The organism is Salinispirillum marinum (genome assembly GCF_042650105.1).
Classification (GTDB): Bacteria; Pseudomonadota; Gammaproteobacteria; order Pseudomonadales; family Natronospirillaceae; genus Salinispirillum; species Salinispirillum marinum.
On sequence record NZ_JBHSAL010000002.1, the window covers coordinates 279870 to 306245 of the forward strand.

Annotated in this window: 23 protein-coding genes; 17 read left to right on the top strand and 6 right to left on the bottom strand. The window is 52.3% G+C overall.

Features of this window, described 5'->3' with window-relative positions:
* The first annotated feature begins 6 nt into the window (after positions 1-6).
* The 17 genes from recR (at position 7) to hrpA (ending at position 21208) form a co-directional block, all read left to right on the top strand.
* Positions 7-612 (top strand): recombination mediator RecR, encoded by a 606-nt coding sequence (recR, locus tag ACFOSD_RS08410; protein WP_380695455.1) that lies wholly within the window; start codon positions 7-9, stop codon positions 610-612.
* Positions 602-1762, top strand: a complete 1161-nt coding sequence (locus ACFOSD_RS08415) for a ribonuclease D (protein ID WP_380695457.1) — start codon at positions 602-604, stop codon at positions 1760-1762. Before recR ends, ACFOSD_RS08415 begins: the two co-directional genes overlap by 11 nt.
* Positions 1759-2055, top strand: a complete 297-nt coding sequence (locus tag ACFOSD_RS08420) for a YcgL domain-containing protein (protein WP_380695459.1) — start codon at positions 1759-1761, stop codon at positions 2053-2055. The genes ACFOSD_RS08415 and ACFOSD_RS08420 overlap by 4 nt, the downstream gene beginning before the upstream one ends.
* Entirely contained in the window at positions 2055-2501 is a 447-nt protein-coding gene (locus tag ACFOSD_RS08425) for a YcgN family cysteine cluster protein (protein WP_380695461.1), read from the top strand. Before ACFOSD_RS08420 ends, ACFOSD_RS08425 begins: the two co-directional genes overlap by 1 nt.
* Positions 2501-2878, top strand: coding sequence for a hypothetical protein (locus ACFOSD_RS08430; RefSeq protein ID WP_380695463.1), 378 nt, complete (start codon positions 2501-2503; stop codon positions 2876-2878). The genes ACFOSD_RS08425 and ACFOSD_RS08430 overlap by 1 nt, the downstream gene beginning before the upstream one ends.
* A 96-nt stretch (positions 2879-2974) precedes the next feature.
* Positions 2975-3646, top strand: coding sequence for a YEATS-associated helix-containing protein (locus ACFOSD_RS08435; protein WP_380695465.1), 672 nt, complete (start codon positions 2975-2977; stop codon positions 3644-3646).
* A gap of 65 nt (positions 3647-3711) precedes the next feature.
* Positions 3712-6096 carry a VWA domain-containing protein gene (locus tag ACFOSD_RS08440; protein WP_380695467.1) on the top strand — a complete coding sequence of 795 codons (2385 nt, stop codon included), beginning with the start codon at positions 3712-3714 and terminating at the stop codon, positions 6094-6096.
* Positions 6097-6154: 58 nt separating this feature from the next.
* A complete protein-coding gene (locus ACFOSD_RS08445; protein ID WP_380695469.1) occupies positions 6155-7807 on the top strand; it encodes an AMP-binding protein in 1653 nt (550 codons plus the stop codon).
* Between the two features lie 187 nt (positions 7808-7994).
* Positions 7995-9659, top strand: a complete 1665-nt coding sequence (locus ACFOSD_RS08450; protein WP_380695471.1) for an AMP-binding protein — start codon at positions 7995-7997, stop codon at positions 9657-9659.
* Between the two features lie 677 nt (positions 9660-10336).
* Positions 10337-11113 carry an abortive infection family protein gene (locus ACFOSD_RS08455; RefSeq protein WP_380695473.1) on the top strand — a complete coding sequence of 259 codons (777 nt, stop codon included), beginning with the start codon at positions 10337-10339 and terminating at the stop codon, positions 11111-11113.
* Positions 11114-11184: 71 nt separating this feature from the next.
* Positions 11185-11580 carry a hypothetical protein gene (locus ACFOSD_RS08460; protein ID WP_380695475.1) on the top strand — a complete coding sequence of 132 codons (396 nt, stop codon included), beginning with the start codon at positions 11185-11187 and terminating at the stop codon, positions 11578-11580.
* A 77-nt stretch (positions 11581-11657) separates the two neighbouring features.
* Complete coding sequence (locus tag ACFOSD_RS08465) at positions 11658-12320, top strand: transposase (protein WP_380695477.1); 663 nt, start codon at positions 11658-11660, stop codon at positions 12318-12320.
* A gap of 35 nt (positions 12321-12355) precedes the next feature.
* Positions 12356-12628, top strand: a complete 273-nt coding sequence (locus ACFOSD_RS08470; protein ID WP_380695479.1) for an XRE family transcriptional regulator — start codon at positions 12356-12358, stop codon at positions 12626-12628.
* A complete protein-coding gene (locus ACFOSD_RS08475) occupies positions 12597-15758 on the top strand; it encodes an N-6 DNA methylase (RefSeq protein ID WP_380695481.1) in 3162 nt (1053 codons plus the stop codon). The genes ACFOSD_RS08470 and ACFOSD_RS08475 overlap by 32 nt, the downstream gene beginning before the upstream one ends.
* Positions 15759-15870: 112 nt before the next feature.
* Positions 15871-16269 (top strand): fosfomycin resistance glutathione transferase, encoded by a 399-nt coding sequence (gene fos / locus ACFOSD_RS08480; RefSeq protein WP_380695483.1) that lies wholly within the window; start codon positions 15871-15873, stop codon positions 16267-16269.
* A gap of 343 nt (positions 16270-16612) precedes the next feature.
* Positions 16613-17137: an adenylate kinase gene (locus ACFOSD_RS08485; RefSeq protein WP_380695485.1), complete on the top strand. Its 525-nt coding sequence runs from the start codon at positions 16613-16615 to the stop codon at positions 17135-17137.
* 162 nt (positions 17138-17299) lie between these two features.
* Positions 17300-21208: an ATP-dependent RNA helicase HrpA gene (gene hrpA, locus ACFOSD_RS08490; protein ID WP_380695486.1), complete on the top strand. Its 3909-nt coding sequence runs from the start codon at positions 17300-17302 to the stop codon at positions 21206-21208.
* Between the two features lie 52 nt (positions 21209-21260).
* On the opposite strand, the gene ACFOSD_RS08495 is transcribed toward hrpA, so the two are convergent.
* From ACFOSD_RS08495 to ACFOSD_RS08520, 6 genes are all read right to left on the bottom strand, one after another.
* Positions 21261-22280 (bottom strand): Rpn family recombination-promoting nuclease/putative transposase, encoded by a 1020-nt coding sequence (locus tag ACFOSD_RS08495; RefSeq protein WP_380695487.1) that lies wholly within the window; start codon positions 22278-22280, stop codon positions 21261-21263.
* Positions 22281-22398: 118 nt separating this feature from the next.
* The gene (mnmC, locus tag ACFOSD_RS08500; protein WP_380695489.1) at positions 22399-24336 is read right to left on the bottom strand and encodes an FAD-dependent 5-carboxymethylaminomethyl-2-thiouridine(34) oxidoreductase MnmC; all 1938 of its coding nucleotides are present in this window, start codon (positions 24334-24336) and stop codon (positions 22399-22401) included.
* Between the two features lie 15 nt (positions 24337-24351).
* Entirely contained in the window at positions 24352-24975 is a 624-nt protein-coding gene (locus tag ACFOSD_RS08505; protein ID WP_380709168.1) for a peptidylprolyl isomerase, read from the bottom strand.
* On the bottom strand, positions 24951-25280 hold the full coding sequence (locus tag ACFOSD_RS08510) for a hypothetical protein (protein WP_380695493.1): 330 nt from the start codon (positions 25278-25280) through the stop codon (positions 24951-24953). Before ACFOSD_RS08510 ends, ACFOSD_RS08505 begins: the two co-directional genes overlap by 25 nt.
* Positions 25281-25286: 6 nt before the next feature.
* On the bottom strand, positions 25287-25979 hold the full coding sequence (locus tag ACFOSD_RS08515; RefSeq protein WP_380695495.1) for a TIGR04211 family SH3 domain-containing protein: 693 nt from the start codon (positions 25977-25979) through the stop codon (positions 25287-25289).
* Positions 25976-26275, bottom strand: coding sequence for a YciI family protein (locus ACFOSD_RS08520; protein ID WP_380695497.1), 300 nt, complete (start codon positions 26273-26275; stop codon positions 25976-25978). Before ACFOSD_RS08520 ends, ACFOSD_RS08515 begins: the two co-directional genes overlap by 4 nt.
* Between the last annotated feature and the right edge of the window lie 101 nt (positions 26276-26376).

The window sequence follows — 26376 nt, forward strand, 5'->3', positions numbered from 1 at the left end:
GCGCCCATGGAATCTTTAGATGCCTTGATTGCGTCACTGCGTCGACTGCCCACCATTGGGCCGAAGACGGCGCGGCGGTTGGCCTTGCACTTGTTGCAGCGTGACCGCGATGGCGCCGATGCACTGGCCACGGCATTGACACATGCATTGGTGGAATTGACCCCGTGCGAGCGGTGTCGTCAATTGGCGGCCTCGCCACTGTGCGACATTTGCAGCGATGACACCCGGCAACAAGACCAGGTGTGCGTTGTCGAAACATTGGACGACCTGTACTTAATTGAACAGACCGGCGCGTTCCATGGTCGTTATTTCGTGTTGAACGGACATCTTTCCCCGTTGGATGGCATTGGCCCCGAAGAATTGGGCATACCCCTGTTAATACAGCAGGTTAGCACTCCGCAGGACGTGCCCCTCAGCGAAGTTCTGCTGGCCCTGAACCCACAAGTGGAAGGCGAGGCGACGGCGCAATATCTGGTCGATCAACTCAAACCCTTTGGCATCAAAATTACCCGTTTGGCGCAGGGCATACCGCTTGGCCAAGAATTGACCAAACTGGATCCCACGACCCTAGCCATGGCCGTCCGTGGCCGCACGGAGCAGCATGACGACTGACTATACCTTAATCACCCAAAGCGCCGACTTACGCGCACTCTGTACCCATTGGGCAAATGCATCCTATCTTGCCGTGGACACCGAATTCGTGCGGCGGCGTACCTACTACCCGGAATTGGGTTTGTTGCAGATTGCCGACGAGCGGGGTAGCTACCTGATTGACCCCTTGACGCTGCCGGATTTGGCCGACCAACTTCGCCCGTTGTTCACCAACAAAAACATCATCAAGGTGTTTCACTCTGGTGAAGAGGATTTGGAAATCTTTTCGCTTTTGTTGGGGGAACCCCTGCAAGGCGGCTTCGACAGCCAACTGGCGGTTGGGTTTTTGGGCGGTTCCAGCAGCCAGAGTTACGCCGGTTTGGTGGCCGATGAATTGCAGATAGAGGTGCCCAAAGACCAGACCCAAAGCAATTGGTTGGCTCGGCCTTTGTCCGACGCCCAGTGCGCCTACGCCGCGAACGACGTGCATTATCTGTATCAAATCTATCCACGTTTGGCGGCTGCTTTAATCGACCGTGGGCGTTATGACTGGGTGCGTGAAGACGTTGACCGCTTAGCCTCAAAGCTGGCGCGCCGCGACCCCAACGAACACTATTTAAGTTTACGGCAAGCGTGGCAATTAAAGGGCAACAAACTGTGGCTGATCCAGCAGCTTGCTGCGCAACGCGAACGGCGCTGCCAAGCCTTAAATGTGAACCGGAAGGCACTGATCAGCGACAATGACTTGGTGACTCTGGCGCTCAAACGGCCCAAGGACAACGCAGGCATTGCGCAGCTCACCGAGATAAAACCGTCGGTATTGCGCAAAGAAAGCGAGTGGATTCTGTCTTTGATTCAAGCCTCGCACGACGTTCGTCAAACCGAAACACCGGCGAGCATTCAGGGGCCGTTGCGCATTCAAAATGCCCCCGCGTTTCAGTCGGCGCGTGAACTTCTGTCGCAGCGAGCAGAAGCTGAAGGGTTGCCACGCGAGTATCTGGTGCGTAAAAAAGATCTGGAAGCCGTGGTGACGCAATGGCAGCGCACCGGGGCCTTTGCGGTGCCCGAGGCCTGGGAGGGTTGGCGCTGGTCATTGTTCGGCCACTCGCTCACCGAGCATCTGCAAAGCCGCTTTCCGCTCGACGCGCAATCGGAGGAGAGCGGTCAATGAACAAAACCATGATTACTATTTATAAGTCCTCCAAACGCGACGAAACCTATTTGTATGTGCTGCGCAGTGAACAATTGGCCCGCGTACCCGAGGAATTGATGACCGTGTTTGGGCAACCGATCAAAGTAACAGACATGCTCCTGACCGCCGAGCGCAAATTGGCGCGTGCCAAGGCAGAAAATGTTTTACGGGCGTTGGATGAACAGGGCTTTTATTTGCAAATGCCACCACCGCGTGAACCCTATTTGCTCGATCTGTATCGTGATACCTCGGCGCGCTACGAGGGGTTGTAATGAAGAAGGTTAACGCCTTCTGGCGAGAAAAGACGCTCACCGAGATGACGGCCGAAGAATGGGAGTCGCTGTGTGACGGCTGTGCAAAATGTTGTTTGCAAAAGCTGGAAGACGAAGACACCGACGAGGTTTACTACACCAACTTGGTGTGCCGGTATCTTGACGCTCAGTGTCGTTGTAAGGTTTATAACACGCGGCATGAAAAAGTACCGTCATGCATTTGGCTCAAGCCTGCGGACGTGAGTGCGTTCAAATGGCTGCCGGATACCTGTGCCTATCGCCTGGTGTATGAAGGCAAAGACTTACCGTCATGGCACCCTCTGCGCACCGGGAAACCTATGTCGACGGTCAAAAAAGGCAAATCCGTCTTGCACTGGCCGGTGATTCCCGATGACGCCGTGCCGGAAGACGAGTGGGAAGATCACATTATTTTTAAGGCAGAATGATGGAAGACTATCAAAGTTATGTGTTTGCTTGGGGCGTGTATGGTGCGCTAGGCCTTATTTTGTTTGGCCTGCTGTGGATAGGCGTCGGGCAGTTGCGCTGGGCCGGACTGCGCTGGTATTTACGTTACGTTTTTGCCGTGACACTCATTGTGCCGTGGCAAGGCACCGACCCGCAACCCTATCTGGCACCGGCCATTATTGTGGGTGGCTTTGAAATGATGGACAGTGGCATCGGCACCATGCTCAATATTCTCGCGCCGATGCTGGCACTCTGGGTGGCCGGTTTAGTACTGTGGTTACTGATCAGTATCGTAATGCGCAAACGCCAGCAGCGGGAAACTCTGCCGCATCGGCCAGACCCCGATCCCGCCGAGTAGAGCGTTGGCATGGAATTTGATAGTCATTTGCTATAGACGAACAGGCCGTGCCTGTTCAATTTTTTTGCGTACGTGAGAGAGTCCTAGGAGACACCGATGTTAACTCATGTTTTTGTACTGATCGCGGTCATGTTGATGGCCGGTCTCTTTGGCGGCTTGGTGAACTATTATCTGCATGGTCAGCATGACCCTGATGTCGTCAGCCTGCCGCGCAGCTTGGTGGTGGGTGGAGCCGCTTCGTTCATGGTGCCTGTTGTGCTGAGCCTGCTCGGCAGCGACTTGATCAGCGCCAGCGAAGGTGACCCAGGCCAGTTTGTTCTATTCGCCGGGTTCTGTTTGATAGCCGCTTTGGCCTCGCGAGTGTTCATCATCAGCACCACCGATCGCATCATGGAAACTGCTCGTTCAGCGCGTGAACGTTCGGAAGCGTTGGAACACCAGATGCATGCTTTGATGGTGCAAATCGCTCCGATGATCGAAAGCGAAACGGAAAACGAATCCACCGATGACGACAACCATGGTGCCGTTCCTTTGCCGGATGAAGTCGACGTAACGGCAACAAATGTCCTCAAAAGCCTTGGCACCGGACGCTACATTTTCCGCTCTTTGCGCGGTTTAAGTACTGATACCGACTACAACGAAGGGGACTTGGTGAAAACCCTCAATTTATTGGCTTCGCGAGGCTTGGCCGGTCGAGTTAACGGTTTGAAGGGTGTACGCTGGTACGTCACTGAGCAAGGACGTCGTTTCTTGCAGCAAATCATCTGATTCACATACACAGGGGCCGGGCGGAGGTTTTCCGCTCGGACAGTGCACGCGTTCATGAGGTCGGTATGCCAAACGCTTCAACAAAGAGCTCTGTTCTAAAGACATTCGTTAGCCTGCTCAGTTTGCTGGTGTTGGCTATGCCTGTGCTGGCCCAGCAGAACGCGCCGCAGAGTGGCAATCCATTAGATCTGCGTATCATCGTTGACATATCCGGCAGTATGGCCGATACCGACCCCGACAACCTGCGTGTACCGGCCGTTAACCTGTTGTTGGAAATGCTGCCGGAAGGCAGCACGGCGGGCGTTTGGACCTTCGGTCAGTACGTCAATATGCTGGTACCGCACGGGGAAGTGAACGACGCATGGCGCGCCCAAGCGCGGGAACGGGCCACGCAAATCAATTCCATTGCCCTGTACACCAACATCGGTGAAGCGCTGGAACGTGCCAGTTACGATTTTTCTTACAGCACCGGCCGAAACGAAAAACACTACATCGTACTGACCGACGGCGTGGTGGATATTCCGCCGAACGATGCCGCCAGCCGCCGCGAACGTGATCGCATCCTCAATGTACTGGCACCCCGTATTGCCGAGTACAACGGCACCATTCATAGTATTGGCTTGTCTGATGACATCGATACGGTGCTCATGAGCCAATTGGCCGCGCAAACCGGTGGCTTGAACGAAACGGCATCTAACGCCGAAGAGCTGCTCGCTATTTTTGTCCAGATTCTGAACAGCAGTATGGGCATGGAAGCACCGGATGAAGTGTCCATTGCCAGCGACCAAACGTTCCGAGTTGATGCGTCCGTCAGCGAATTTACCGCCCTGATTTTCCGTGGCTCAGACGCTGCCTTAGCGTTTCAAACGCCGGACGGTCAGCGCTACACAGTGGATAACCGCCCCACATCCAGCCGGTGGTTAGCCACACCCCAGTTTGATTTGGTCACCTTCCGCACCCCACCAGCGGGCACATGGCGCATTGACGGTACGCTTGGTGAAGATTCACGCGTAACCGTGGTCAGCGACTTGAGCCTGCGGGTCGATGACATTCCGCGCAGCGTACCGGGTAACACGACCCTGCCGTTGCGGACCTATTTTCAAGACCGTAATGGCCGCGTGACCGATAGCGCTTTCCTGGACCTGATTGAAGTGTCAGCCACCGTACGCTCGGGCATGGACGTTGTGCAGAGCCGAACGCTCACCCGACAAGGTGACGGGTTTGTCGGCGACTTACCTTTGCCCGCAACCACCGGCAGCTACGACATTATCATTGAGGCCAACGGCCAAACGTTTAACCGGCGTCGCGTGGTGTCGTTCAATGTCCGCGAGCCAGTGGCGGTAGAGGTGATCCCGCAAGACACTACCTATGAATTGCGCATTTACCCCAATTTAGGCGACCTGGACAGTGCTTCCGTGCGCGTAATGGGGCAGGTCGATGGCCCGGACGGCAGTGCGCGTTTCCTACCTTTTGTACCGCAAACTGCCGGATACTGGTCATTGCAAGTGGCTGCCGATCGGGGGCAGGGCAACTACGTGGTAGAAGCCAGCATTGAAACCTCCGATGCAAACAGTATCTTGGGCGAACTGGCCATTGATCCCTTCGTGTTGCGTTTCCCGGTTGTCGCTGGCGATGCTATCCGCATCGGTGCCCAGCGCACAGAACCTGCCGCACCCGCGATGCCGGAACCGCAGCCGCAGCCGACGATGGCCGAAGTACCGTCAGCGCCCACCCCGGCACCAGAACCCGTACCGGAACCTGAGCCGATGCCTGAACCTGAACCGGTCGTTGAACAACCGGCATTGGTTGAGCCCCCAGAATCCATGCCGGAGCCACTGCCAGAGCTGGATTTCCTTGAGCAACCAGCACCGGCACAAAGCGGCTCGAATGTGCGCGACTGGCTGCCGTACGCATTAGCCGCAGGTTCTGGATTGCTGGTTTTGGTGCTGTTGTACCTGGCGTATCGCAAGTTTGAAAGCCGCAATCAGGTCGATGAATTAGACCTCGACGAGCCCTTAACCAAGGCCGAAAAAGCCGTTTTGCAAGAGCTTGATGGCAAAGAAGTCGATGAAGAAATCTATGTCGACCCACCAAAACCCGCTGAAGCACCTCCCGCCGCTGAACCGGAAATGGACGGAGATGCGGTCGAGGACGATGGCGACATCCCGACCATCAGTGACGCTGTGCAGAAAGCCGCCGAAGAACCGTCGGTACTGGATGAAGAGTTTGATCTGGAGAGCTTGGGCATTCGGGATTCAGGTACGGATGAAGTGTTGGAGTCGGTGGATGATCTGGACGACTGGGAAGACATTATTTCAGACGATGACTCCGCGTTTGACGAAAAGCTCGCGCCGGATGAATTCGACCTCAGTGATGACGACATCGACGACATGCTGGATGATTCCTTGATGGGCGACGAATTGCCGGAAGACGAACCCAAGAAACCATAAAAGCAACCTCAAGAGCAGCCTTAACAGCATCCGAAAAGCTAGAGGTAGAGTATAGGGTATGCACACCCAAGAACTTGATCTGCCCAACAGCATAAACCTATGGTTAGAAGCGGCGTACGAGGCATTTGCCGATCGGCCCGCTTTTACCCACATCGGTGTGACACTCACCTACAGCGAGTTGGAGCGTTTAAGCGCCAATCTGGCGGCCTATTGGCAGCATGAAACCGACTTGGTGCCCGGTGATCGCGTTGCCGTTTTGCTGCCCAATAACCTGCAATACCCGATCGTCGCGCATGCCATACTGCGTTGCGGGTTTGTGCTCGTTAACATCAATCCCTTGTTAAGTCAGGATGAGCTACTGCATCAACTGCGTGACAGTGCACCCCGTGCCTTGGTCTTCCTGGAAGTCTTTGGCGACCTGGTGGAGCGCTTACACGGCGACATTGCACCCGACTATATCTTGATGGCGCGCTTGGGCGACCTGCACACCACCCATCAACGTTTTATGATCAACACCGTTGCGCGTTATTTGCACCGCCGCGTCCCCGAATTTGACCTACCAAACGCCACCCCTTTTATGGCCGCGTTGCTGAAGGGTGAAGCCCATGCCTTCAAAGCACCGGCCTTAACGCCTGATCACGTGACCCTAATTCAATATACCTTGGGTACCACCGGGTTGGCGCGAGGCGTCATGTTGACGCAACGCAACCTCATGGCTAACGTCGCGCAATTGCAACAGCACCTGACCGACCCCACGGCGGATACTCAGGCGTTAATACCGGGTAGAGAGCGCGTGATGGCCCCGTTGCCGTTGTATCACCTCTATGCCTTTACGGCGCATTGTCTCTGTCTGTTTTCCTTGGGTGCGCACAGTATATTGGTCACCAACCCGCGTGATATCACCGGCCTGATTCGCACCTTAAAACAATGGGATGTGACCGCCATGGTCGGCATTCAAACCTTGTTTGAGCACGCCCTGAATCATAAAGAGTTTGCCCATCTCTCATTTCACGGCTTCAAATGGACCTTGGCGGGCGGTGCTGCACTAACCCAAATGGTGGCGCAGCGCTGGGAACACGCCACGCAAGCGCCGTTGGTGAATGCTTATGGGCTCAGCGAAGCTTCGCCAGCCGTCACCATGGCCGCGTTGACTCAACCTTACGAGGGGCATGTTGGCAAGCCGCTACTGCATACCGAGGTCAGTATTCGTGCGGTTGATGGCACGCAGCTACCATCCGAACAGGTGGGTGAAATATGGGTGCGCGGGCCACAAGTCTTTGCCGGGTACTGGAATGCCCCCGAAACCACGCATTCGGTATTGTCAAAAGATGGCTGGCTGCGCACGGGTGATGTGGGCCGTCTAGACCACGCAGGTAATCTCACCGTTATTGATCGCCTGAAAGACGTTATCCAGGTGGCCGGATTCAACGTCTACCCGTCTGAAATTGAAGCGGTGGTTGCCCAACACCCCAAGGTGAAAACCTGTGCCGTGGTCGGCGAGCCGGACGGGCATGGGCATGTGCGGATTCATCTATATGTGGTGCCCATCGACGAAGCGGTGTCCGACAAAGAAATGATCCACTACTGCCGGGCGCGTCTGGACGGGTATAAAGTACCCAAGTCCGTCACCTGCCTCGATAGCTTGCCACAAAGCGCCGTAGGTAAAGTGCTCCGCCGCGTGCTTCGGCAACGGACACAGCAGCAACATTGACCAACTCTGAGTTAATAATCCTGACCTTCAATGCGGTATTGTCCATAGTCTGAAACAGCCCGAACCCCTAACCCTAGGGGGAGGTTAACAGCGCCCGGTGAAGGGCGTACACTGCGCCCAAGCAACGATAAAATTAAGACAGCCCAGAACCATCCTTATTCATAAAACAAGAAATCTCGGAGCAATTATGGCGAGCCAATACGCACTGGAGCAGTACCCCGGTGGCATGAATGCCACCATCGACATGACACATTACGCCTCAGTGACTGACCTGTTTTCAAAATCCGTCGCGGAATACCGTCAGCGTCCTGCCTTCAGTTGCATGGGACAAACTCTGACCTACGGCGAACTGGATAACCTGAGCGCGCAATTCGCGGCCTATTTGCAGCAACAGACCGACCTCAAACCCGGCGACCGCGTGGCCGTGCAATTGCCCAATATTTTGCAATACCCTGTCGTAGTGTGGGGCGTTTTACGCGCTGGTATGGTGGTGGTGAACACCAACCCGCTGTACACCGAACGGGAAATGGAACACCAGTTTAACGACTCCGGCGCACGCCTGTTGATTGTGTACGCGGGCATGGCCGACAAAGCCTTGGCAGTAAAAAGCAAAACGCCGATTGAACAGATCATTTGTACCGAAATTGCCGACCTGCACCCGCTATTGAAGCGTGTACTGGTGAACACTGTCGTAAAACGCGTGAAGAAAATGGTGCCGGAATACGACACCACCGCCGTAAAACCCTTGCGCGATTGCCTCGCCATGGGGCAGGGGAAAACCTTTACCCCCGTAGCAAAACAGCAAAGCGACACCGCCGTATTGCAATACACCGGCGGCACCACAGGCGTAGCCAAAGGGGCCGAACTGACCCACGGCAACCTCATTGCCAACATGTTGCAATGCTATGAATACTTCGCCTTGGCACTTAAACCGGGCCAGGAAACCTTTGTCGCACCGTTGCCGCTGTACCACATTTATGCCTTTACCGTGCATTGCCTGGTGATTATGGAAACCGGCAACCACAACGTGTTGATTCCCAACCCGCGTGACATTCCCGGCTTTGTGAAAGAACTCAGCAAATGGCAGTTCAGCGGTTGTGCAGGCTTGAACACCCTGTTTGTGGCGCTGATGAACAATGCAGACTTCCAAAAGCTGGATTTCAGTAACCTCAAGCTCACCATTTCGGGTGGCATGGCCTTAACCCGCGAAGCCGCCGAACGCTGGGAAAAAATGACCGGCTGCGCCATCAGCGAAGGCTATGGCATGACGGAAACCTCACCCGTAGTGGCCTTCAATCCGCCCGGATTCGGGCAGCTTGGCACCATTGGCCTGCAAGCCCCCAGTACGGAAATTCGCGTGGTGAACGAACAAGGCGAGGACCAACCCTTTGGTGAGCCGGGCGAACTCTTGGTACGTGGCCCACAGGTGATGAAAGGCTATTGGAAACGCCCCGAAGAAACCGCCAAAACCATCACCGAAGACGGCTGGATTCATACCGGCGACATCGCCGTACTGCAAGAAGACCGCTACATTCGCATTGTTGACCGCATGAAAGACATGATCATCGTATCCGGCTTTAACGTTTACCCGAACGAAGTGGAAGACGTACTGGTGAAACACCCCGCCGTAGTGGAATGCGCCGTGGTCGGCACGCCAGACGAGAAATCAGGCGAAGCGGTAAAAGCTTTCGTGGTCACCAACAAAGAAGTCACGCCAGAAGAACTGATTGCACATTGCAAAGGCGAACTCACCTCCTACAAAGTACCGCGCCAGTTCGTATTCCGCAAAGAACTGCCCAAAACCAACGTGGGTAAAATCTTGCGCCGTGAATTGCGCGACACCGACGCCTAAAGCCGCTGTTACGTAGGGGCGACTCACGAGTCGCCCGTCATTCCCGCGCCGCCCCGTCATTCCCGCGAATCGGCGGGAATCCATAAACCCCAGCCCCGGCACGGACTTTTGGGCCATGCCTTCGGCGCTTCACGGCAGGCCGGAAGGCGCGCCTTAAGGCATACCCCTGCGTCCTGTGCATAACTGCGCTCGTCATTCCCGCGAATCGGCGGGAATCCACCACCAAAAACCTAATAAAAACTTTGACTCTGCCACTCGTATGCACTAAAACTAACACAACAACTCGCGCGGCATTCATTCCGCGCAACACCCAAGGTGCCACGTACACGGAAGGGCGGTAGCGTATCTAACCGGCTTTACAGTTTCACTGCTCCAAAATTTGCCAACTCTGCAATGCGTGTTTTTCTGTATAGTAATGTTCTGGTTATGCTCACTTTTCAGCGGCTGAAATTTATAACCCTATAAAAACATGACTTAAAAATCGTTTTTGCATGTTTATGCGCAATTTTTGAAGATGGCTAAAAAGATTAACACGCATGCGCGTTTTTCTAGGAGAGATTTTGATGGAAAGTCAGAAAACACTAACTGAAACAGTGGGTTACAAGGAGTTCGGCTTTTTAGGCTTTCCAGAAAAACGCGCATACGCAGAAATAAACTGTTAGCTTAGAAGGAAGCATATGCAACGACTTCTCACAAGTGGTGGTAGCAACGAAATTATCAGAGTTGGAGAGGTGCCGGAAGAAAGCTGGGCGAAGACTCGATCTCACATAGAGAAGCTGCTTCGGGGTCGAAAACACGACAGAGCCATGAAGATATTTCGTAAAGTCCCCTGGCGCTTATTCGAGGGAACTAACGCATTTGGGGACGAATTTTACTACCTTCATGCGGTGGTAGACATTGACAAGTATGTCGCACTTGGTGAGAAGGAAACCGATCCGGGTTTCAGGCAGGCGCTGAACCAAATAAAAAGCACCATTGAGGAAATAACCGAGTATTACATCCGGTTTATGACCGTAGCACTCACAGAGAAGCTCGAAGAGCATCCAACAATTGATCTTCCGGATATTGAAGCGCCTGATACAACGCTAAAGCGTTGCATTGATGAATTCCGAGAAGCGCAAGCTGACGGACGATTTTTGAATTGTATCGATAGGCTTCATACGGCATTCCATGCATTTTTGAAGTCAAAGGCAGAAGGTAATGGCCTGACGATCGGGCCGAGAGACGGAATAAATGAAATATACAAATCCTTGAGAGGCCAGTTTGAGTTGACGGAGAACGATAGAGTATTAAAGGTACTAAACACGTCGTCGAATATCGTTCACCAATTCAACGAGATAAGGAACCATAACAGCCTAGCTCACCCGAACGAGGGTCTTCTTGATGAAGATGACGCCTTGTATATAGTGAACACGGTTGCGGCATTATTTCACTACTTGAATGCAAAAATATGAGCTAATAATGCAATGCACGCGACAAGCGCGTGATTGCGGTGTTAGGCCAGTAAACGAACAGAGGTTTAAGTATGGATATCGATGACTTCATGAAAAGCACGAATGGGCCGGCCTATGAGAAAAACGAATCAAGAAACGGTCCGCCGCTCACCTATGTGGGGGAGAAGCTTCGGTACGCTCTGGAGCATAGTCATGATTTGCTTCACGGAATAGAGAGCTGTGTTCCCGACAGTCTTCCTCTTCCGGACGAGTACCAGGAAGGCGCACCGATTTTGGCGAAGCAGTGCTTGCTAAAGAGTCCAGCGTGGGCTTCTTTTCATTATCAAGTTACCGCGTTTGCAGCACTTTTTAACATGCTTGGGGTCGTGAGATCCGGTAAGGATATTGAGCGCTTGGTGCAAATGTCGGAAAAAGATTTCAAGAAGTGGCTCGATTTCATTGAGCGTGAGGGCTCAGTTCTGGGTTGAGCCTAACCAGGCAAGTCACGGCGACGGTGATCTTGACCCAATAAAACGGACGCCTCTTTAAACCGAAGAGGTGCACCATGCTCAAGTCCAATTTAGCCAAAAAGACACAGCAGTACAGCCTAGAATTTAAGCGCAAGTCCGTCGAAATGACCTTCGATCCTGACGTACTGATTAAAGACGTTGCGCTCGCCATGGACATTCATCCGTTCATGCTGTCACGATGGCGCAAAGAATATCGAGAAGGGCTATTACGCCCGTCAAGGAGCAAAAAAGCTGTATCGAAAACGCCGCGCAAAACACCTACTAAACCGAAGCCTGCAACTGGGGATGCCGAGTCTCTGGAGCTGAAACGGCTGCGCAAGGAAAACGACAAGCTCAAGCTGGAGAACGGCCTCCTAAACATACCCAACGGGGGTACGCTGAGTGGCAGCGGATTCTGTCGGAAGCACCCAAGACAGATACCGATTCATATCGGCTCATGGCACCAGCTACGGAGTACGGTATTTGAGTCTATGGCTGAAGGTGTCTCACAGACAGTGGCTGCTACGACTGGAAAGACCGGCCAGACAGCCTCAGACAAAACCGGGGTGATTCACAACAGAAAATGTTGTTTTTCTGTTTTTCATACTGTCCTCCCCTCACTAGATCTATGTGCATCAAGCAAAAGCAAACATTATTTAATGTACATTAAAAATAATTCTATGTTTAAATGGCAAATCTTTAGCATACACATCGAATGAGGATTTTACTGTATATAAAGACAGTATCTGTCAGTATGGATTATGAAGAGTTCAAACGTCAGTTAGGCAAAGCGGGTATTTCCGGGCGTGAGTTTTCCAGAATCGTGAAACTCAATCCCAACTCACTAACCAACTATTCTAAGACCGGAAAGATCCCGGCGCATTGGGCCATTGTTGTCGTTCTCATGGGAGAGATGGCAGAGAAAGGTCTGGACTTTAAAACTGTCATCGAAAGCGTAGAGCTTGAACCCAATAAGCCTAGAGGTGCTGCAAAAGATGGTCAGTTTGGTGGAAACAGAAAAGAGTAAGGCGCAGGAAATAATGAAACAACACGCAGTCCAGCTAGTTAAGGATGTCATTGAGAAGACTGAAAGCGCTCAGAACGAGTATCAGTTGCAGCACGAAATTGAGTTGTCATTTAAAGAACTTAGCCGAAACCTGAACGGTATCTGGAAACCTTGCCCTATTCAGCGGCGGGTGCCAGATGGAAAAGGTGGTTATAAATGGGTCGACTCTGCTCACGGCGCTGTCATTATTGAGTATGAAGGCCCAAAGTCCTTCAATAAAAAGAATAATGGAAAGTGTAAACATGGCAAAAGACAGGCCGAAGAATACGCCCAACTTTTGCATCGTGATGAAGGTCGTGAGCTGTCAGATTACACCATGGTAGCGTGGGACGGCGAGAGTATAGCATTTGGTCGTCATGATACGTCCGGTGTGCCAGTGTGGGAAACCTTACAGGCTTTTGATGAAAAAGCCGCGACAAGACTCATTAAGGAACTCATCAACAACGGGACACCACTGGTTTCAGCCATCCTGTTAAAAGAAGTTGTTGGACCTGACTCTAAATATGGGCAACAACTCATTCCTATGTTTTTTGATGCAATCGTCCTAGCAGATGCAGGTGGCACTTCAAAGGAAAAGCTGCTCTACACTGAATGGAACCGCCTCTTTGGTCAGGTTGTTGGGATTCAGCCTGACGGAATGAGAAACCTGATAGAGCGGCAAAGCGCTCATCATGACGCTGAGTACACAAAAAACATATCGGCATATTTATTTTCACTCAATACTTACATTGCACTACTGGCTAAAATAGTCGCCGCATGTGCTTTGCCCGGCTCCACACAAAACATCCTGAATACAACCATTGATGTTCAGGAGCGTATCAATTCAATGGAAACCGGAAAGTTGTTCAAGAATGCGGGTATTTCAAATATGTATGCCGGAGACTTCTTCTCCTGGTATCTGGAAGACGACAACTGGACTCAATTTGCAAAGGTTATTGACGACTTGTTGGTGGAATTATCAATCGTTGATTTTGAAATCAGTAAGAAACGACCTGAAAGTACCAGAGATCTGTTTAAGGGGATATATGAAGGATTCGTACCCCGCGAGCTTCGACACGCGCTTGGTGAGTTCTATACACCAGACTGGCTGGCAGAACATGGGCTTGATGTTATTGAATGGGATTTGGAATCTGACCTGCTTGATCCTACCTGTGGATCAGGTACGTTTTTGCTTGAAGCAATAAGGCGAAGAAGAGTTGCAAAACCTGGAGCGGATGCAGTTGAGTTGTTGTCCGGCCTGTACGGCATAGATCTTAATCCTCTTGCCGTATTGAGTGCGAAAGGCTCTATCGTGACGTTTATAGCTCCATATTTAAACCCACAAAATCCTGTAACAATTCCCGTATACATGGCTGATGCCATCAACACGGCCAATATTCACCCTGATGGTTGTTATGAATATAATCTTCTGACAGATAAAGGCGAAAAGCTGTTCAGAGTGCCAGAGAAACTGATTCTGGATGACCAATTCTATGCCGTATTTCAGCAGCTTAAACTTTGGATTATGGATGACTTACCCGCCAGTAAGATATCTGAACACCTTCTTAAAATGGTCGCATCATTAAACCTCAACAAAATAGAGGAAACAGCCCTCAATAATGCGGTTAATACATTGGTTGAGCTGCATAAAGAAGGTTGGGATGGAATATGGTGTTCTATCCTTGCAGAGCGATTCAGAGCGGGTTCGATAAGTCCGGTTAAATTCATTTGTGGTAATCCTCCCTGGGTTAAATGGAGCCACTTACCAAGAGCCTATGTCAAAGCCGTTAATGACAAATGCCGAAGTATGGGAGTATTTAGCTCTGATAAATGGGTTGGAGGCATTGAGTCTGATATTTCTACCGTCATCACTTTTGAGGCTATTCGAAAATATTTGAAGGACGGTGGAAGACTTGGATTTTTCATAACCGGTACTGTTTTTTCAAATGAATCCAGTGAAGGCTTCAGACGCTTTAAAATTGATGAAGGCCGTATCAATTGTGCGGTGACTCTGGTGGAAGATTACAACGCCATTAAGCCCTTTGATGGTGTCAGTAACTTTCCGACTTTACTGGTTGTTGAGCGTGGTGAAAATACCAGGTATCCAATCACTTACAAAAAATGGTCAGCGAAAAACGCTAAAAACAAAACCATCCGCTCTTTTTCAGATGCATCAGACTTTCGTGAACAGGCAGAAAGTGAAAACTTATTTGCAAAGCCCGCACCTGGCGGTAAGAACGATTCGCGTCCATGGCTAATTGCGACAAAGAAAGAGCACAAGGTGTTTAAATATGTGTTCAATGAAGGAAAAAGCCACTATGTAGCCAGAAAAGGTATTACAACCGACAGGCACGCCATATTTTGGGTAGACATCCTGGATAAGCAAATGACTAATGGAAACGTGACTATCCGAAACAGAGTGCAGGAAGGGCGTACAAAGGGAATACCTGAGATAACCGATGTCGTTGAAGCAGAGCACATTTTCCCTATGCTCAGAGGAAAGGATGTGACGAAGTTTAGGGCCGTTCCAACACCGTTTCATTCTCTCGTGCCGCAACGAGAGATGCATGGAGATCCTGATCTGCCATTCGATTACCCAAATACCTACCAGTTCCTGGAGCAATTTAAAGAACAGTTAAAAGTTCGGTCCAGTTTAAAGCGCTTCCAACAGAACAAACCATATTACTCCCTCTGGAGTACGGGCCAATATACGTTTTCTCCGTATAAAGTGTTGTGGCGGGAAATGAACAACAAAACGTTTTTCGCGGCCTATATTGGTCCTGTTGAGGACGAAATATTAGGGACCAAAGTCGTTGTGCCTGACCATAAACTCTACTTTATCCCGGTGGAAACAGAAGACCATGCTGCGTTTCTGACAGGTTTTCTCAATTCAACCTATGTAGCAAAAGCTGTGATGGCTTACGGCTCACTATTGAGCCTCGGGTCCAGCGTTGCTGAATACCTCAAAATACCAGAGTTTGACGATATGGATAGTGTTCACCTGGCTATTAGCGAGATTGCCCGTATAGCAACAATGTCTGGTGGTGACATTTCGGAAGAAGAACAACAGGAACTTGATGATTTGGTTAACGAGGTGTTGGGAATTAAGTAATATTTGTAATATAAACCCGGTAAAACATTGTTTTTACTGGGTTTGTGCATTTGTTACATAATTCCGATAATACCGTTGGACTTCAAACTCTGTTTCTATGAATGAAAAGTTTATGCTTCAAGGCCTAAATCACATCACCATTGCCATCAGTGACGTAGTGCGCTCTCTTGCGTTTTACACGGAGTTCGTAGGTATGAAAGCCCATGTCCGTTGGGACCGTGGCGCTTACCTTAGCCTTGGCGGTGTTTGGTTTTGTCTGTCGTGCGATGACGTTTCACCAAGTCAGGATTATTCACACATCGCATTTGATATCGCGGAGCAAGATTTCGCTGAATTCAGAAAAAAGTTGCGTGATGCGGGAGTCATCGAGTGGAAGCAAAACGTCAGTGAAGGTGATTCGGTGTATTTTTTAGATCCAGATGGCAACAAGCTCGAAGCCCACAGTGGCGATTTACAAACCCGTTTAAAGGCGTTGAAGGAAAAGCCATATTCAGGGTTGGAGTGGCTGTAAACTGGCTGACGGAGTTAAAAAGGTCGCCAGCAGAGCTGTTGGCAGAGATTTCAGCGTTGTGTGATTTTTGCGCCATTTTTCTTGACCATAAACGGATAGTCGATCATTTAACTGCTATGGGTTGTTGGTTGTTTCATTACTTGTCTGGCAAAAAACGTTTGACGATCTGCCAGCCGTGTAAGACGATGCGGGTATGAACCGATACCTTCAACAACAGCCCGCACGAATTATCATCATTCCTTGAGAATGGTGGGATAGCTGTTGCCGTGATGTATCTAAAACCCACCCAAAGCGGTGGGTTTTTTGTTTCTGCTGCTTTGGAAGCGTTATGTTTGGAGGCAGTATGAACAAAGTGGCGGTGTTTGGTAAACCGGGCAGTGGTAAGTCGACGTTGAGCAAGGCGCTATCATCAGCGACCGGCATTCCTCTGCATCAATTGGATTCCATCGTTTACCAGAAGAACGGTGCGCTGGTGGATCGCCCAACGTTTGATGCGGCGCATGAGAATATCCTAGCGTCTGAGCGTTGGGTCATTGATGGTTTTGGCCCAATAGGGGCTTTTAACCAGCGTCTTGAGGCGGCGGATACGTTGATCTACGTCGATCTCCCTTACACCACAAGCTATTGGTTTGTGACCAAGCGGCTGCTCAAAGGGCTTTTCATAAAACCGGAAGGCTGGCCGGATGGCAGTTCGGTGTTAAAAGGAACCTTGGCAAGCTATAAGGTGTTAAGGCTGTGTCCCAAGTTTTGGAATGACGATTTTTCGCGTCGGTTGCACAGTTATTCGGCCCATAAATCCGTTTTCATCGTTCGTTCGGTTTCTGAACTCGATGGATTTGTGGATCAACACTGCAAGCCGATGAGGTGACAGGCCGGTTGGTAGCAAATCCTGAAATAATAAACGTAAAAAGCGTGGAGTGTGCGGTTGGCCGGACTGCGCCGCACCGCACCGCACCTTAACCATCCCTCCCTACCCATTACCTACGCAGTTCCTTATACTACGCGCCCATTTTGCTGATCCTGGCGCGTTATGTCTGCAACACCTTCCTGGCCACAAGCCGAACAGATTCTCACCCACGTTCAATGTCGGGACCGCCATGCGCTAACGCAGCAGCTCGCGCGTTTGCGGCAGCGTTCGACAGCGGGTGATGACATTCTGGCCGACTTTGAACGTTGGCTAGGCAAGGCAGAGCACAGCTTAACGCAGGTGCAGCAGCGCCGTTTGAACACGCCCAAAGTCACGGTGGATGCGCAACTGCCGGTAGGTGAGCAAGCGGCTCAGTTGCAGGCGGCTATTGAGCAGCACCAAGTGGTGATTGTGGCGGGTGAAACGGGGTCGGGTAAAACCACGCAGTTACCAAAAATTTGTTTGCAAGCGGGTAGGGGAACGCAAGGGTTGATCGGTCATACCCAGCCCCGGCGTTTGGCGGCGCGTGCGGTCGCTACCCGGATTGCCGAAGAATTGAAAGTGCCGCTAGGGCAGCAGGTGGGGTATCAGGTGCGTTTTACTGACGACACCACCCCGGTGACGCAAATCAAGTTGATGACGGACGGTATCTTGCTGGCGGAAACACAGAACGATCCGTTTTTGAACAAGTATGACACCCTGATCATCGACGAAGCGCACGAACGTTCGTTGAACATCGACTTCCTGTTAGGCTACATCAATCGCCTGCTGCCAAAACGGCCTGATCTCAAGGTAATCATTACGTCGGCCACCATTGATGTGGAACGCTTTTCGGCGCATTTTAACCAAGCGCCGGTGTTTGAGGTGTCGGGTCGGACATACCCGGTGGATATTTTGTACCGGCCGCCGATCGAACATGAGGATTATGCGGCCGGTGGCCCGGAAGCGATTTTAGCCGCTGTTGAGGAAATTCTGGCCATGGAACGGGCCGGGCAAACGCCGCAGACGGGCGGCGATATGTTGGTATTTTTACCCGGTGAACGCGATATTCGTGAAACGGCAAAAGTGCTGCGAGATGCGGACTTGGCGCATTTGGATGTACTCCCGCTGTACGCTCGGCTGAGCGCGGCTGACCAACAAAAAGTATTCAGCGCCGGTAAAGGCCGGCGTGTGGTGTTGTCGACCAACGTAGCGGAAACGTCCATTACGGTGCCGGGCATTCATTATGTGATTGATACCGGTGTGGCCCGCATCAGTCGCTACAGTTACAAATCGAAGGTCCAGCGCTTACCGATTGAACCCATTTCACAGGCGTCGGCCAATCAGCGCGCCGGGCGGTGCGGACGAATTGCACCCGGTGTATGTATTCGGTTGTACGCTGAAGACGATTTCAATTTGCGACCCGAATTTACCGATGCGGAGATCCTGCGCACGAATTTGGCGTCGGTAATTTTGCAGATGCTGCACCTGAAACTGGGTGCGGTCGATCGGTTTCCGTTCATCGATCCGCCGGATCATCGGCAAATTAAAGACGGCTACACACTGCTACACGAACTACGCGCAGTGGATGACAGTAACGAACTCACACCGTTAGGGCGTAAGCTCGCTCGCTTGCCGGTAGACCCACGGCTGGCACGCATGCTGTTAGAAGCCGATCAGCGCAGCAGCTTAACGGAAGTGTTGGTGATTGTGTCTTTTTTGGCCGTGCAAGACCCGCGTGAGCGCCCGCAAGACAAACAGGCGCAAGCGCAGCAAAAACACGCGCAAGATGTGGATAAGGAGTCGGACTTCCTGACCATTCTTAACCTCTGGCAGCGCACGGAGGAGCAGCGGCAGGCGCTGGGTACGAATCCGTTTCGGCAGTTCTGCAAGAAAGAATATTTGAATGTGCTGCGGTTGCGTGAATGGCGTGAAATTCACCGGCAATTGCAGATTATGTGCAAAGACATGGGCCTGCGGTTTAATCAAGAACCGGGCACCGGTTCGGCCATTCATCAGTCTTTATTGTCCGGCATGCTCAGCCAGATTGCGCAATGGAAAGAAGGTAAGGTGTTTACCGCAGCGCGTGGCCGTCAGTGCGTGGTGTTTCCCGGTTCGGCCTTGTACCGCAAGCCGCCAGCGTGGTTGATGGCCGCCGAAATGGTGGAAACCTCCCAGGTGTATGCACGTACGGTGGCAAAAATTGACCCTTCATGGTGTGAAAGCCTGGCGCCACACTTGTTGAAACGCGCCTATTCCGAGCCGCATTTTTCAGCCAAACGTGCCCAGGTGATGGCGTGGGAAACCTTGTCGTTGTATGGGTTGGTGATTGTTGGCAAGCGGTTGGTCAACTACGGTGCGGTTAATCCGAAAGAAAGCCGGGAGTTGTTCATTCGGCAGGGCTTGGTCGAAGGCGAATACCGCACCCAAGCGCCGTTTGCGCAGCATAATCAAGCCTTGTTGGATGAAGTAGAAACGCTGGAAGATAAGGCTCGTCGGCGCGATATTCGTGTGGACGATGAAGCCTTATTTGCGTTTTACGACGCACGTTTGCCGGAGCACATCGTGAACGGCAAAGGTTTTGAAAAATGGCGCAAAGACGCCGAGAAAGCCGACCCACGGTGTTTGTATTTCAAACCGGAAGACTTGCGCCAGCAGGACGAACTGCCGTCCGAGCAGGCCTATCCGGACCACTTCCGTTTTAATGGTTTGGAAATTCCCTTGGCCTACAAGTTTGCCCCCGGCGAACAGGACGATGGTATTACCGCTGTCGTTCCCGCCGTGGCGTTACGTCAGCTTTCACCCGAGCGTCTGGACTGGTTGGTGCCCGGCTTACTGGAAGACAAAGCCATCGCTTTGGTGAAGTGCTTACCCAAGGCGTTACGTCGCAACTTAGTGCCAGTGCCTGATACGGTTCGCCAAGCCTTGGACGGTGTCGAGCCCGATAACGTTGCGCTCACGGAAGTACTGGCCGAGCGCCTGTGGCGATTGAAAGGTGTGCGTATTCAGCCGGAAGACTGGCAGCCCGACAACATTGACCAGCATTTGCGGTTTAACATCAAGGTGGTGGACGAGCGAGGGAAAACGCTGACTCAGGGGCGTGATTTGCATGCGTTGTGGAGTGCGATTACCGTTGCCGATACTCAACCGGTGCCGCGAAAACGCAGTGGGTTGGAGCGCGATGGCTTAACACGTTGGGATTTCGGTGACGTACCAGAAACGCATCAGCTCAAGCAAGCGGGCATGGTGATCACCACCTATCCTGCGTTAGTGGATAAGGTGCATTCGGTGGCGATCGAGCTGTTTACCGACCCGGATTATGCGGCACAGCAGCATCGATTAGGGGTGTTGCGCTTGGCGCGGTTGCACTTGGCCGAGCAGGAAAAATACCTCGGTTCACGCCTGCCCAAATACCGGGAAACGGCGTTGTTGTTTGCGCCACACGGACAAAGTCGGGATTTGCTGGATGATTTGTTGGCAACGGCCATTGTCGAGGCGGTGGTGGAGAACGCCGAAGGTGCTTGCGACCTGCGGCGGCAGGAAGATTTTTTAGCCGCCTTAGAAACCGGACGGGCCCATTTAACTGAGGTGGCTGAGCAGTTGAGCTTGGAAGTGCATGGCATGATGTCATCGGTACATCAAATTGCCAAAACCTTGAAAGGGCGTATTTCTTTTGCTTTGGCGTTTGTGTATTCCGATGTTAAAGCACAGTTGGAGCGTTTGGTTTATAGCGGTTTTCTGCTAAAAACACCGCGTCCATGGCGGCATGAATTGCCGCGTTATTTGTCGGCCATGGTGGTGCGTTTGAATCGGAGCAGCGGGGTGTCGCCGCGGGAACAGATGTACATCGACGAGCTGAACAGCTTTTGGGAGCGTTACGCCAGTAAAGCGGAAAAGTTGCGCAAAGAGCAACGCAGCAGCCCCGAGCTGGAAGCCTACCGGTGGGCCATTGAAGAGTATCGGGTGTCGTTGTTTGCGCAGACACTGGGTGCTAAAGGCGCGGTGTCTGCGAAGCGCTTGGAGAAGCAGTGGGAAGCGATACGGAATCTCTAGCGTGAGCTAGTACAGGTGAGAGGCTCCGTATCGCAGCACATTCGACCGCAACTCAGTGGCGAGTGAACACTTCTTCGAGCGTTTTTGCATCGAGAATGTTCTCGGCCCAGCTTTCCAGCTCAGCGCTGCTGGCTTGGGTCAGCCGCTGTTCAATGGCCGCAGGCAAGGTACCGAATCGATGGGTCAGTAGCTTTTTCAACAGAATAGCTTCGCCTTCCAGTCGACCTTCTTGAATGCCTTCCATTTTCCAGCTTCGTGTCCAGTCTTTTACGCGTTCTGCTAACATGCTCTGTACCTCATGCAATTCCTGTATTTGTGCAAATTCTACACCCGGCAGGCGGCCGGGTAAAAACACTTGTTTTAACCACACTAAAAAAGCCTGCCGAATGCTGCGTTGTTCGGGGTGTTTTACCCATTCCAATAAGGCGTGCAACACACGTTTCACATCATCGGGTTGCTGACAGTTTTCTAACCCGAACAAGGCTGATACTAAATTACGCACTTCCGGTAAAGGGTCGTCGCGGTATTGGCTTTCATCCAGCAACAGGTAGTGAAGTTGGGGTTTGTACTGTTGTAAGCCGCCCGGTACATCGTCGATCAAATCCGCGATGTCGGTAGCGGCGTGCCATGTGCGTTCGCCATTGTATAGCACCAAGGGCAGTACTGGGGGCAGTTTACCCGCCGGGGTGAGTTGATTCTGTTTGTGCAATTCCTGATACAGCAAGCCCAAGTACGTCATGATGCGGACCGCCATGGTGGGGTCAACGGAAGACTGAAACTCCAACATCAAAAACACATACAACCAACGGTCTTCATCTTGCCAGCGGATTTTCCACAAGCAGTCGTTTTGGCGTTTTTTAAGGTGTTTGGTGATGTAGTCGTTTTTTACTGGCTCTAGAGTGTTGAAATCCAGTTGCGCCACCCATGGTTCGTGCACATAACCGCGTAATAGGTCGGCGACCATTTCCGGTTCGCTGAACAGCAGTTTGTAGCTTTCGTCGTGGGCGTTGGTATTCGTATGAGAAATACCGGAGTGCTCCGGCATATCTTGCGGAGTGCGGTTGTCCTTCATGTCTCGTTCCTTGTGTTCGATGTTCAGTTTTACTTTTTGTAGGAGATTCTACAGACCGAGTTTAACGGCATAACGGTGAAATAAAACACTTCATCGGCGTTAAATGTCATGGTTTACGTCATTTTTCTGCAACGGAGTGTCGAACTGACGAGGGTTTTTGGCGTGCTCGTAACCAAAACCGCTCTGGGTGTAGGCGACTGCTCTGAGCATACCCCATGGGTGAGGGTTCACCGGTCAGGTAGCACACCACCTGCTCAGCGGCCAACGCGGAGGACGCCAGGCCTTTTGAGCCTAGCCCGGTGAGCACTGCAAGGCGGGGCCAGAAGTCCTCGGAATGGGCAATAGGGCTTTGTGGATGTTTCCTAGTGGTTTGTATGGGTTGCCGTACCGGACCTGCCATGGGTAAGTAGTCCGGCGTTGTGGCGCGCACCCCGGCGCGTTCGGTAGAAGGCGTGTCGCCTAGAAATGCCGCTACGTCAGGGGCCAACCGAGCCAAGCCCAGCCTGTTTTCCGCGCTGTCCTGTGGCAGAACATTTGTGTGATCGCTGCCGACATCGAACGATGCGCCAAAATGCCACTGGCCATTAATGTCTGCCGGCGTGAGGTAGGTTTCACCACAGAGAACGCACTGATGCGGTGGCTTTTCGGACGTCTGAACCGCTGATACCTGACCGCGCACGGGCTTGATGGGCAAATGGGCGGTGACTGGCCAGCCGTTGCTGTGTTGGCCTGCCGCGATGATCAGGCCGTCCATTCGGAATTCTTGCTGCGATTGTGTGGTGACCACCCATTGAGCTGTCGACGCATCGAATTCAATACCAATAACACTATGCCGAATGTGTTCAATCCCTTGCAACTGCTGTTGGCAATAGGCGTTAGGGGCCAGCCAACCGCCTTGGGGGAAATATAACGCCGGTTGCACAAGGGTTATGCCTGCCAAATCGGAAGCTTCTGCTGCGGATACGGGTCGCATTAACTGCGCAAAAGGATGTTGCGAATTGGCCGCAATGCGTGCGCAACGTTCAAGGGTAGTCAGTTGCAGTAATCCATCGGCATTGCCGGGCCATTCCTGGCCGTGAGCTTGCCAAAGCCGGGTACGGTAACTTAAGGCTTGGGCATAAAATTGGGTGGCTGGGTCGGCTTCGATACCGGGTTTGGCATACACCGCGCCTTGCCCGTTACCGGAAGCGGCAGAGCCGGGCCCATCGGGCGAAAACAGGACAACGTCAAACCCGCGTTGCCGTAATCGCGTGGCCAGTTCTGCAGCGGCTATGCCACTGCCCACAATGCCGACTTGTTGTTGTGATGACAGCGAAGCAGCTAAACGCGGCCAGCGTGGGGTAGGGCTGAGGCGCTGCATCGGCCCATGAAAACCCACAAACCGACCCCGAATCATGGTCCGTTTGTGCCCAAACCCCTGACACTTTTCGACCTTGAATCCTGCAGCGGTCAATTGTTCTCGCACGCCTAGAGCAGCGGTAAAACTGGACAAGGTTGTGCCGGGATGGCTGCACGAAGCCATAGCATTGAATACGGTCGGGCTCCAAAGATCCGCATTCTTCGCCGGGGTGAAACCGTCGAGGAACCAAGCGTCAACGGTAGCGTCCAGATCTTGCAAGCCTTTTGTAGCGTCACCAATGTACAAGGTCAGTTCGGCATCCGCGAAGGAAAAACGGTTCCAACCCGGTGTCAGGCTGTGATACTGCGCTATGAACTCCCGGGCCTCCGGAAAACTGGCCAGCATGGGTTGCCAGAGTGCCGCCATTACATCGGGTGCGAGCGGGTATTTTTCCACGCTGACAAAGTGTAATCGTGCCTGGCGTGGCTGTTCTCGCCATATCTGCCACGTGGTTACAAAATTGAGCCCGGTTCCGAACCCGGTTTCACCAATGGTGAAGAATTCACCTGCGGCGGAAGGAAATCGTTCCGGTAAGCCGTTTTGCGCCAGAAACACATGTTCCGTTTCTGCACGGCCCCCGTCCCGACTGAAGTAGATGTCATCGAAACGAGGGGAGTAGGGCACGCCCTCGCGCCATTGCAGTTCGGCGAACTCCATTAGGAAAGGCTCTGTCTAGGGCTCGATACGCACCGAACGAATGAGCACGGGCTCAACCGGTACGTCTTGGAAGCGCCCGCGATTTCCAGTGGGGACCTTGGCCATTTGATCCACAACGTCCATGCCCTCTACCACTCGACCAAACACGGCATAACCCGCTCGGCCATTGCGATAATCCAAATTCGGGTTGTCGACCAAGTTGATGTAAAACTGCGCTGTGGCACTGTCTGGTGCTTGTGTACGCGCCATGGCAATGGTGCCACGCGCATTGCTCAAACCGTTGTTGGATTCATTGACGATGGGGTCACGCACGGCTTTTTGCTGCATCTCTGCATTAAAACCACCCCCTTGCACCATAAACCCATCGATGATGCGGTGAAAAATCAAGCCGTCGTAGAATTCATCTTCAATGTAGGTAACAAAGTTCTCTGTGGTCACCGGGGCCTGCTCGGCGTCTAACGCGAGGCGAACGGTTCCCAGCGACGTTTCCACGACCACGTTAATGGCGTCGACACCACTGGCAGGCATTGTTGCAGGCCCCGCAGCGGTGGCGGCTGGAGTGTCGCCTTGACTGCAAGCACTGAGCAAACTGGTAAGCAAAAGAGTGGACAGAACTAAGCGTCGAGAAGTGTTAGCCATTGTTGAAAAAAATGCCTCGGTAAAAGAATATCGACATGCGAGAAACGCTTCATGTCATTGATGGAATAGTGCGAGGCAATGTGTAATTCCCATCGCACTTGCATATCGTCGGTGATCCGCCAGATCAGACGCTGGTCGTCGGGCATGGGGTGCAACTTAGCCAGTTCACTGGCGTAGCGCCCCGCCCATTCTACGATGTCAAAATGGGTGTAGCGCGAGGCTGACCCTTTATGCCCTTCGCGCAACAATTCATGGAGACAGTCCGGTGAAAAGGGCCGCTCTATGGTCACTTGCTTCCAGGGCATAAACGTTTATGCCCAACCGTCAGAACGGCGGCGCTTCACCAATGACGGTAGGATCAAGCCGAGCAACAAGCCCAAGATAACCAAACCACCACCGGCCAGCATACGCCACTGGCTGCTGCTTGCTTCTAAGTCTTCATTGCGACGGCGCAAGGTGTCGGTTTCGCTTTCCAGTACCCGATTCCGGCTCACCAGTTCGCGGTTGCGCTCGTCCAGCAAAATGGCGTTGCTCGAGATTTCCCGGATGCGCTCCACTTCGGCCAGCGCATCGTCGCGCTCTTGCTCAATGGATTGATACAAAGAATCCACCGCTAAGCGGTCGTCCCGCAATTCGTTAAAGCGGGTTTGCAGTTCGTTGTATTGTGTGCGTAACGCATTCAACTCGTTCTGCGCCGCGGTTAAGCGGTCGCGCGCAATGGGTTGTGCCACGACGAACTGCGACTGCAACCAGCCTTCTTGGTTGTTGAAGCGTACAAAAGACCACGTATTGTCTTCGTTGGTATCCAGCAGAGTTAACTGTGACCCACTGGGGATGCCAGCATTGATGATGCGATATTCAATGCTGGGGCCGGTACGCAAAGGCACCCGAAGTTCGTCACCGATGTAACGGGTAGCTGACTGCGCACTGACCTGAACCGCCAGAGCAAATGTACAGATGAAAACAAGCGTTTTGAAAATTGAGGTATTTGCAAACAAGGTCATGGCCATACTTTTTTGAAAGGTTTAACGGTAACGCTGGCGTATACGCCAGCAGCGATGTAAGGGTCGGCCTCGGCCCACGACTGAGCGTCGGCTAAGGATTCAAATTCTGCCACAATCAAGGATCCGGTAAAGCCAGCGTCGCCCGGATCTTCAGCATCGATGGCAGGCAATGGCCCGGCCAGCAATAAACGACCCTCATTTTTTAAGATTTCCAAGCGCGCTACGTGAGCCGGTCGTGCCGTTTGACGCAACGGTAAGCTTTCTGCAACGTCTTCTGCGTAAATGCTGTAATACATAATGTGTTCTTATGACTCATTTCACGGGTCTCAGGAGCAGCAATATGCCCTAAAACGATGATAAAGGGTAAGCATTCTTCGGCTGATGCCGTATACTGCGC

What these genes read in the sequence shown, in the direction of transcription:
- ACFOSD_RS08415 (WP_380695457.1), top strand. Translation starts at nt 602, where the DNA reads ATGACGACTGACTATACCTTAATCACCCAAAGCGCCGACTTACGCGCA.
- ACFOSD_RS08455 (WP_380695473.1), top strand. Translation starts at nt 10,337, where the DNA reads ATGCAACGACTTCTCACAAGTGGTGGTAGCAACGAAATTATCAGAGTT.
- ACFOSD_RS08515 (WP_380695495.1), bottom strand. Translation starts at nt 25,979, where the DNA reads ATGACCTTGTTTGCAAATACCTCAATTTTCAAAACGCTTGTTTTCATC.
- ACFOSD_RS08450 (WP_380695471.1), top strand. Translation starts at nt 7,995, where the DNA reads ATGGCGAGCCAATACGCACTGGAGCAGTACCCCGGTGGCATGAATGCC.
- recR (WP_380695455.1), top strand. Translation starts at nt 7, where the DNA reads ATGGAATCTTTAGATGCCTTGATTGCGTCACTGCGTCGACTGCCCACC.
- ACFOSD_RS08475 (WP_380695481.1), top strand. Translation starts at nt 12,597, where the DNA reads ATGGTCAGTTTGGTGGAAACAGAAAAGAGTAAGGCGCAGGAAATAATG.
- ACFOSD_RS08440 (WP_380695467.1), top strand. Translation starts at nt 3,712, where the DNA reads ATGCCAAACGCTTCAACAAAGAGCTCTGTTCTAAAGACATTCGTTAGC.
- ACFOSD_RS08425 (WP_380695461.1), top strand. Translation starts at nt 2,055, where the DNA reads ATGAAGAAGGTTAACGCCTTCTGGCGAGAAAAGACGCTCACCGAGATG.
- ACFOSD_RS08510 (WP_380695493.1), bottom strand. Translation starts at nt 25,280, where the DNA reads ATGCCCTGGAAGCAAGTGACCATAGAGCGGCCCTTTTCACCGGACTGT.
- ACFOSD_RS08430 (WP_380695463.1), top strand. Translation starts at nt 2,501, where the DNA reads ATGGAAGACTATCAAAGTTATGTGTTTGCTTGGGGCGTGTATGGTGCG.
- ACFOSD_RS08470 (WP_380695479.1), top strand. Translation starts at nt 12,356, where the DNA reads ATGGATTATGAAGAGTTCAAACGTCAGTTAGGCAAAGCGGGTATTTCC.
- ACFOSD_RS08520 (WP_380695497.1), bottom strand. Translation starts at nt 26,275, where the DNA reads ATGTATTACAGCATTTACGCAGAAGACGTTGCAGAAAGCTTACCGTTG.
- fos (WP_380695483.1), top strand. Translation starts at nt 15,871, where the DNA reads ATGCTTCAAGGCCTAAATCACATCACCATTGCCATCAGTGACGTAGTG.
- hrpA (WP_380695486.1), top strand. Translation starts at nt 17,300, where the DNA reads ATGTCTGCAACACCTTCCTGGCCACAAGCCGAACAGATTCTCACCCAC.
- ACFOSD_RS08505 (WP_380709168.1), bottom strand. Translation starts at nt 24,975, where the DNA reads ATGGCTAACACTTCTCGACGCTTAGTTCTGTCCACTCTTTTGCTTACC.
- ACFOSD_RS08460 (WP_380695475.1), top strand. Translation starts at nt 11,185, where the DNA reads ATGGATATCGATGACTTCATGAAAAGCACGAATGGGCCGGCCTATGAG.
- ACFOSD_RS08485 (WP_380695485.1), top strand. Translation starts at nt 16,613, where the DNA reads ATGAACAAAGTGGCGGTGTTTGGTAAACCGGGCAGTGGTAAGTCGACG.
- ACFOSD_RS08435 (WP_380695465.1), top strand. Translation starts at nt 2,975, where the DNA reads ATGTTAACTCATGTTTTTGTACTGATCGCGGTCATGTTGATGGCCGGT.
- ACFOSD_RS08465 (WP_380695477.1), top strand. Translation starts at nt 11,658, where the DNA reads ATGCTCAAGTCCAATTTAGCCAAAAAGACACAGCAGTACAGCCTAGAA.
- ACFOSD_RS08495 (WP_380695487.1), bottom strand. Translation starts at nt 22,280, where the DNA reads ATGAAGGACAACCGCACTCCGCAAGATATGCCGGAGCACTCCGGTATT.
- ACFOSD_RS08445 (WP_380695469.1), top strand. Translation starts at nt 6,155, where the DNA reads ATGCACACCCAAGAACTTGATCTGCCCAACAGCATAAACCTATGGTTA.
- mnmC (WP_380695489.1), bottom strand. Translation starts at nt 24,336, where the DNA reads ATGGAGTTCGCCGAACTGCAATGGCGCGAGGGCGTGCCCTACTCCCCT.
- ACFOSD_RS08420 (WP_380695459.1), top strand. Translation starts at nt 1,759, where the DNA reads ATGAACAAAACCATGATTACTATTTATAAGTCCTCCAAACGCGACGAA.